The organism is Acidiphilium sp. PM (assembly GCF_000219295.1).
Lineage (GTDB): Bacteria > Pseudomonadota > Alphaproteobacteria > Acetobacterales > Acetobacteraceae > Acidiphilium > Acidiphilium multivorum.
Map to the genome: position 1 here is coordinate 1 of NZ_AFPR01000490.1, position 5,804 is coordinate 5,804.

Annotated in this window: 4 protein-coding genes and 1 pseudogene; all 5 read right to left on the reverse strand. The window is 61.1% G+C overall.

Annotation, left to right across the window (positions count from 1 at the left end; all coding sequences use genetic code 11):
- Positions 1-906: pseudogene (locus APM_RS22750) on the reverse strand (hypothetical protein); the annotation flags it as partial.
- Positions 903-1,637, reverse strand: coding sequence for a MotE family protein (locus APM_RS21695; RefSeq protein WP_138919228.1), 735 nt, complete (start codon positions 1,635-1,637; stop codon positions 903-905). The pseudogene APM_RS22750 and the gene APM_RS21695, both read right to left, overlap by 4 nt.
- Positions 1,627-2,163, reverse strand: a complete 537-nt coding sequence (locus APM_RS15390) for a hypothetical protein (protein ID WP_039888956.1) — start codon at positions 2,161-2,163, stop codon at positions 1,627-1,629. The genes APM_RS21695 and APM_RS15390 overlap by 11 nt, the downstream gene beginning before the upstream one ends.
- 38 nt (positions 2,164-2,201) lie before the next feature.
- Positions 2,202-2,714, reverse strand: a complete 513-nt coding sequence (locus APM_RS20635) for a flagellar basal body-associated FliL family protein (RefSeq protein ID WP_007424305.1) — start codon at positions 2,712-2,714, stop codon at positions 2,202-2,204.
- A gap of 72 nt (positions 2,715-2,786) precedes the next feature.
- On the reverse strand, positions 2,787-5,804 hold a 3,018-nt coding region (locus APM_RS15395), incomplete at its 5' end, for an error-prone DNA polymerase (RefSeq protein ID WP_007424306.1).

Sequence of the window (5,804 nt, forward strand, 5' to 3'; positions counted from 1 at the left end):
AATAATCCCGGCTAGACGATCCAGGGCAGCTCCAGCTTCGGGCCCCATATCCAAGGCGAGCATCACGCGAGCTAGGCGAAATGTTGCCTCTCGCCTATCGAGAGGCGGAGCTTCCGCAACTGCTACCCGTTCAATACCAAGCCTTCGTCTCAATCCGATTATGCCGTATTGTGGTAAATTTATTCCATTCGGAGTGTCTGAAACGTCTGTCAAAGGTGGCTTTACAAATGGATTTCCGATCGGCAGCCTGGCTTCAGGCTCCATTGCTTGCAATACAAAGCCTGATGGCTCTGGAGACAGCGTTATTGCATCGGATGACGCTACCACGGCAATTCCACGAGATGCCGGTATGAACCGATATCCTGGGCCGCTGAGATTACTTTTTATCGAGCAGGACCCAAGCACAGTGCCGACAAGCAAGGGACGGCCAGTCCGAGGATCCGACATTGATACGACCGCTGCGGATCGATCACACTTCAGATTGATTGCACCCTTATTGAATGAAACAGGCATTGCTTTTGATGCAATTGATTTCGCTATATCTACATGAAACGAACTATTGCCGACCGTTGTAATTATGTCTTGTCCAAGCGGAAGCGGAATTTGTAAGACCGTTGCGCCGGGGAGATGAACTACTGTGGCATCTGGAATGCCGGTGACTTGGCGGAGGGCAAATTTCCGAACAGGGAGCTTGGCTGCCAGTACGATGTATTCATAATTTCCTTCACGGAAAATTGCCTGACCAATTTGGGACGGCGCTAAATTATTTGGAACAAGAATACGAAACCAATATGGCTTCGTACTGATGGCGAGGGACGGTTCCGTACTGACAGCCAAAATGCCGCAAATATGCAGCAACATTTTAATTCTTTTGCTACATATCTTTTTTTGAGGTGAACGATTCATGGCGCGCCATCGGGCAGAAGTGAGGCAGCAGGCTGAGCTTCGATGGATGGCTGTGAAATTCCCGCAAGCTTCTCAGTAACCATCTGTGCTTTCTCGGGAGTCATGGCCGCCAGTATCGGTGCTGATTTCCGGCTATTCATTCGCTGAAGCACATTCAGTACGACTTCCGGATCTAACCCGTCAAAAATGCGTGCCGCGCTGCGTGGATCCATCGTTTCATATGTGGAAACCAAAGCAGCCCACTTCTTTTCATTCGCGGCGTGATGCTCTGCATTCATCGCTTCAAGCCGCTTGGCCAATGGCTTGAGTGCGGCGACTTGCTTTGCAATTGCTGCTTTTGCCACCGTCAGTTCAGCTTCCCGTTGATCCAGAGCAGCGGCTCTCGCATCAAGTTGTTTAGCCCGCTGCTTGAGTTGAAGCAGTATCTTGCGTTCTCCAGCCTGATCAAGCGGATCTGGCTTGCAAAGAGGAGGCGGAGGGGGGCGATCTGTCCAGTTAGCGACGGGTGCATAAGGCATTGTGTTGGAATTCGGTGGCGCGTTCGGTCCTGTCGGTTCGGCATCCGAATGACGGGCGTCAATCTTCTTGCTTACTTGCGACGTAGCCTCGGTCTTCGCAAACGCAGCCTCAATGAGGCCAGCCGACTTGAAGAGGATGGTTCCACATAGGCAGAACATCACAATAGGCAGGAGGCGTGGAGTACCGCCGGATCGGGAGTCGTTAGGTGACATCAGCCAACATCCGGACAAGATCGCGTTCGGCCCTGCTCTGCAACTTGACGCTCCGTCGTGACGATGAGGGGCGTGCAAGGGAATTTGGTGTGGCGGTTAACACTCCGTGCGGCGGAGCTATCAAGTGGGTGCTCTGAGGCTGCGTTGTCATCGCGGGCTTTAACGGTGCTTCGACAGCTTCCTGGCGTTCCATGAGCGGAGGCATATTGGCAACGATTGTTGCCTGGCTTATTGCGTCGTCGAGACGTTTGGTGGCTACCGCCGCTGCCTGGCAAGCTTCATCTAGTACAGCGGAACTCTTGCCCGCTTCTTTCGTGAGCCGATCTGTGGCGTCTATGGCAGCAGTCACAGATGTGCCGATCCGGTCGATAAGCTCCTGCAACGTCTGCCGTTCGGCTCGCATCTGGATGATTGATCGGTCCAGACGGCGCGCATAGATCAGAGTGAATACCAGAAGCCCAAAAAGGACAACCTGGAACCCCCAGGTTCCGAACTCGAGAAGATCTACTAGCATCGTTTGCACCATTTTGCGCCTAAGTTTTAAGAAACCACCAGATATCGAAGCTATTGGACAATCAGTTCCTGAAAGAGAATATCCTTAACGATTGCCGGAGCGGTCGCGATTTTAACACGATTGATTAAAGCTTCACGTAAGCGATAAGTACCTGAAGCACCGCGCAATTCGTCCGGCCGCATGGCACGAAGATAGGTTTCAAATACATCTACAACGCGCGGCATGTCGGTCATTGCAATTTTTGCTGATTTCGGATCAGCTAATTCTATGGTTGCTTCAAGTTTCACGTATGAATCTTGCCCACTTGGTACATTGAGATTGGCAACAATTTCAGGGACCTTGACATAGACTGGACCGGTCAACTTGTGATGATTTGTCTGCCCGAGAAGATGAGGCAGGATTCCCGTTATCCAGAGACCGACAACCAAAAGCATGATAGCGGCAACAGCCCCACCAATCACAAACAGCTTGCGTCTTGATGACTTGGCTGGTGCTTCCTCGGCCCCGGCTTCAGGCAAAGGGGTGTCGGCAGCATTTTTTGCGGCGGTGGGCGTTTTGGCCATTTGTCGTCCTCTGGTCCTGCTCGCGCAGTATCGTGGATGAATGTTAATGAATGGTTATGTTTGGTGTTGCGGTCAGTGAAAATCACGGCTTCGTGGCAGGCTCTTCCTCTGCGGTACCGTGCCGCACGGCTCGGCCTCAGTTGAAGGCCGGTCCAGCACCTCCAACAGGGCGGAGAGATCGCTCAGTGCTTCGACCAGGACATGCACGATGGCAGCATCCTTCTCGACGCTGCGCTGCACCCGTCCGCGCGCGCCGAGCAGCGATGCGCCGATCACCTGTGTCCGCAGGCTTTCGACCAGGGCCGGCCGGACAATCAGATTGGCGATCCCCGTTTCGTCCTCGATCGTAATGAAAACCGTTCCCCGTGCGCTCCCGGGCCGCTGGCGGATGGTGACGATCCCGGCGAGATCGACGATGCTGCCATCGGCGGCGAAGGCCGTAACGGCCTGGCAGGTCATCATACCCTCAAGCCTAGGGTGGCCGCGTAGCAAGCCCATCGGATGTGCGCGCAGCGACAGCCCGGTGGCACGATAATCGGCGGCCACGTGGTCCTCGGGTCGTATCGCCGGCAGGTCTGGGGTTCCGCGCGGCGGCGCAGCCAGCGGCAGCAGGGGGAAAGAGGCCGGCGGTTCCACAAGGCCGGCCTGCCAGAGCGCGGTACGCCGGTCCATGCCCAGAGATCGCAGGGCGCCGGCCTCGGCAAGCGCTTCGAGGGCGGCTGTCGGCAGCGATGCCAGCGCGGGCAGGCAGATTCGGCCCTCCGCCCGCAGGGCGTCGATCCGTGCGGCCCAGTCCGCCCTGAAGCCCCTGATCATGCGCAGGCCGAGCCGCAGCGCCCCGCTTTCCACCGTGCAGTCCCACGAACTCGCCGCTACATCGGCGGCGCGGACGGCGATGCCATGTTCGCGTGCATCGCGCACGATCTGCGCCGGCTGATAGAACCCCATCGGCTGGGAGTTCAGCAGGGCAGCGGCGAATTCCGCCGGGTGGTAGCATTTCAGCCATGCTGAGACATAGACCAGGTGCGCGAAGCTCGCGGCATGGCTTTCGGGAAAGCCGTAGGTGCCGAAGCCCTCGATCTGGCGGAAGCAGCGTTCCGCGAAATCGCGCTCATGGCCGCTCGCGATCATGCCCTCGATCATCCTGTTGAAGAACCGCTCGATCGTACCGGGACTGCGGAAGGTTGCCATGGCGCGGCGCAGTTCGTTGGCTTCGCCGGGCGTGAAGCCTGCCGCCTCGATGGCGATCCGCATCGCCTGTTCCTGGAACAGCGGCACGCCGAGCGTCTTGCCGAGGACGGAGCGCAGGGCGGGCGAGGGCATGTCCGGCGCTTCCAGCCCGTTCCGCCGCCGCAGATACGGATGCACCATATCCCCCTGGATCGGCCCCGGCCGGACGATCGCGACCTCGATCACCAGGTCGTAGAAGGCGCGCGGCCGCAGCCGCGGCAGCATGTTCATCTGCGCCCGGCTTTCCACCTGGAACACGCCGAGCGCATCTCCCCGGCTCAGCATGTCGTAAACGCGCGGGTCCTCGCGCGGCACGTCGGCCAGATCGGCGATGCCCAGCATGGCGAAGCACTTGCGGATGCAGGTGAGCATGCCCAGCGCCAGCACGTCGACCTTCATCAGCTTTAGCGCGTCGATATCGTCCTTGTCCCATTCGATGAAGCTGCGCCCCGGCATGGCGGCCGGGCCGACCGGCACGATCTCGTCGAGCCGGGTGCGCGTCAGCACGAATCCGCCGACATGCTGGGACAGGTGCCGCGGCAGGTCGACCAGCTCGCGCGCGAAGCCGATGGCGCGCCGCAGGTCCGGCGCGGCCGGATCGAGCCCGGCCTCGCGCAGCCGGGGATCGGACCACAGCGCATCGCCCGGATTCCAGCTCTGCGCCGCCAGCGTCTCGATCGTCGCTGCGTCGAGGCCGAGCGCCTTGCCGACATCGCGGATCGCGCTGCGCGACCGGTAGTGGATCACCGTTGCCGCGATTGCCGCCCGCGCGCGGCCGTAGCGGCCGTAGATATACTGAATGACCTCCTCGCGCCGCTCATGCTCGAAATCGACGTCGATATCCGGCGGCTCGCCCCGCTCGGCCGAGACGAAGCGCTCGAACAGCAGGTCGATCTCGGCGGGATCGACCGCGGTGATGCCGAGCGCGTAGCAGACCGCCGAATTCGCCGCCGACCCGCGCCCCTGGCAGAGGATCCCCTGTCGCCGGGCAAAGCCGACGATATCGTTCACGGTCAGGAAATAACGCGCGTAACCGAGCCGGGCGATCAGGTCGAGCTCGCGACGGATCGTCGCCGCGATCGCCACCGGCACGCCGCCGGGATAGCGGATCGCCGCCCCCGCCCAGGCGAGGTCGGCGAGATGCGCATCGGGCGTCCTGCCGGGCGGCACCGGCTCGTCGGGATATTCGTAGCGTATGTCGCCGAGCTTGAAGCCGACCGCATCCAGAATCTCTGCCTGCGCCGCGATCGCCGCCTCATGGCCGCGGAACAGCCGTGCCATCTCGTCCGCCGGCTTGAGATACCGCTCGCCATGCGGCTCAAGGCGCAAGCCGGCTTCGGCGATCGTGCAGCCATGGCGGATGCAACGCATCACGTCCTGCAACGGCCGGCGGGACGGCGCGTGATACAGAACGTCGTTCACCGCCACCAGCCGCCGCCGTCCGGCCAGCGCGGCGAGCGCCTCCAGCCGCGCGGCGTCGTCCGGCGCATAGCGGCGCGCCGCCCCGAGCCAGACCGGGGCGCCGAAGCCCGATATGCGGTCGAGGCTGGCGGCGAAGGCGGCATCGGGCCAGGGCGGCGGCATCACGATCAGCGCCATCCCGGCCGCATGGTCCTCCAGATCATCGAGGCGAAGGCGGCAGCCGCCTTTCGCCGCCCGCCCCTTGCCGAGGCTGAGCAGCCGGCAGAGCCGCCCCCAGCCCTCGCGGTCGCGCGGATAGGCGATGACGTCAGGGCCATCCTCGAAGCCCAGCCTGCTGCCGACCAGCAGCCGCAGCCCGCCTTGCTTCGCCGCGACATGCGCGCGCACCACGCCGGCGACCGTGTTCCGGTCCGCGATGCCCAGCGCCGCATGGCCAAG

Excerpts from the sequence above, each read along its gene's own strand:
- APM_RS15390 (WP_039888956.1), bottom strand. The coding sequence starts at position 2,163 with ATGGTGCAAACGATGCTAGTAGATCTTCTCGAGTTCGGAACCTGGGGG.
- APM_RS20635 (WP_007424305.1), bottom strand. The coding sequence starts at position 2,714 with ATGGCCAAAACGCCCACCGCCGCAAAAAATGCTGCCGACACCCCTTTG.
- APM_RS21695 (WP_138919228.1), bottom strand. The coding sequence starts at position 1,637 with ATGTCACCTAACGACTCCCGATCCGGCGGTACTCCACGCCTCCTGCCT.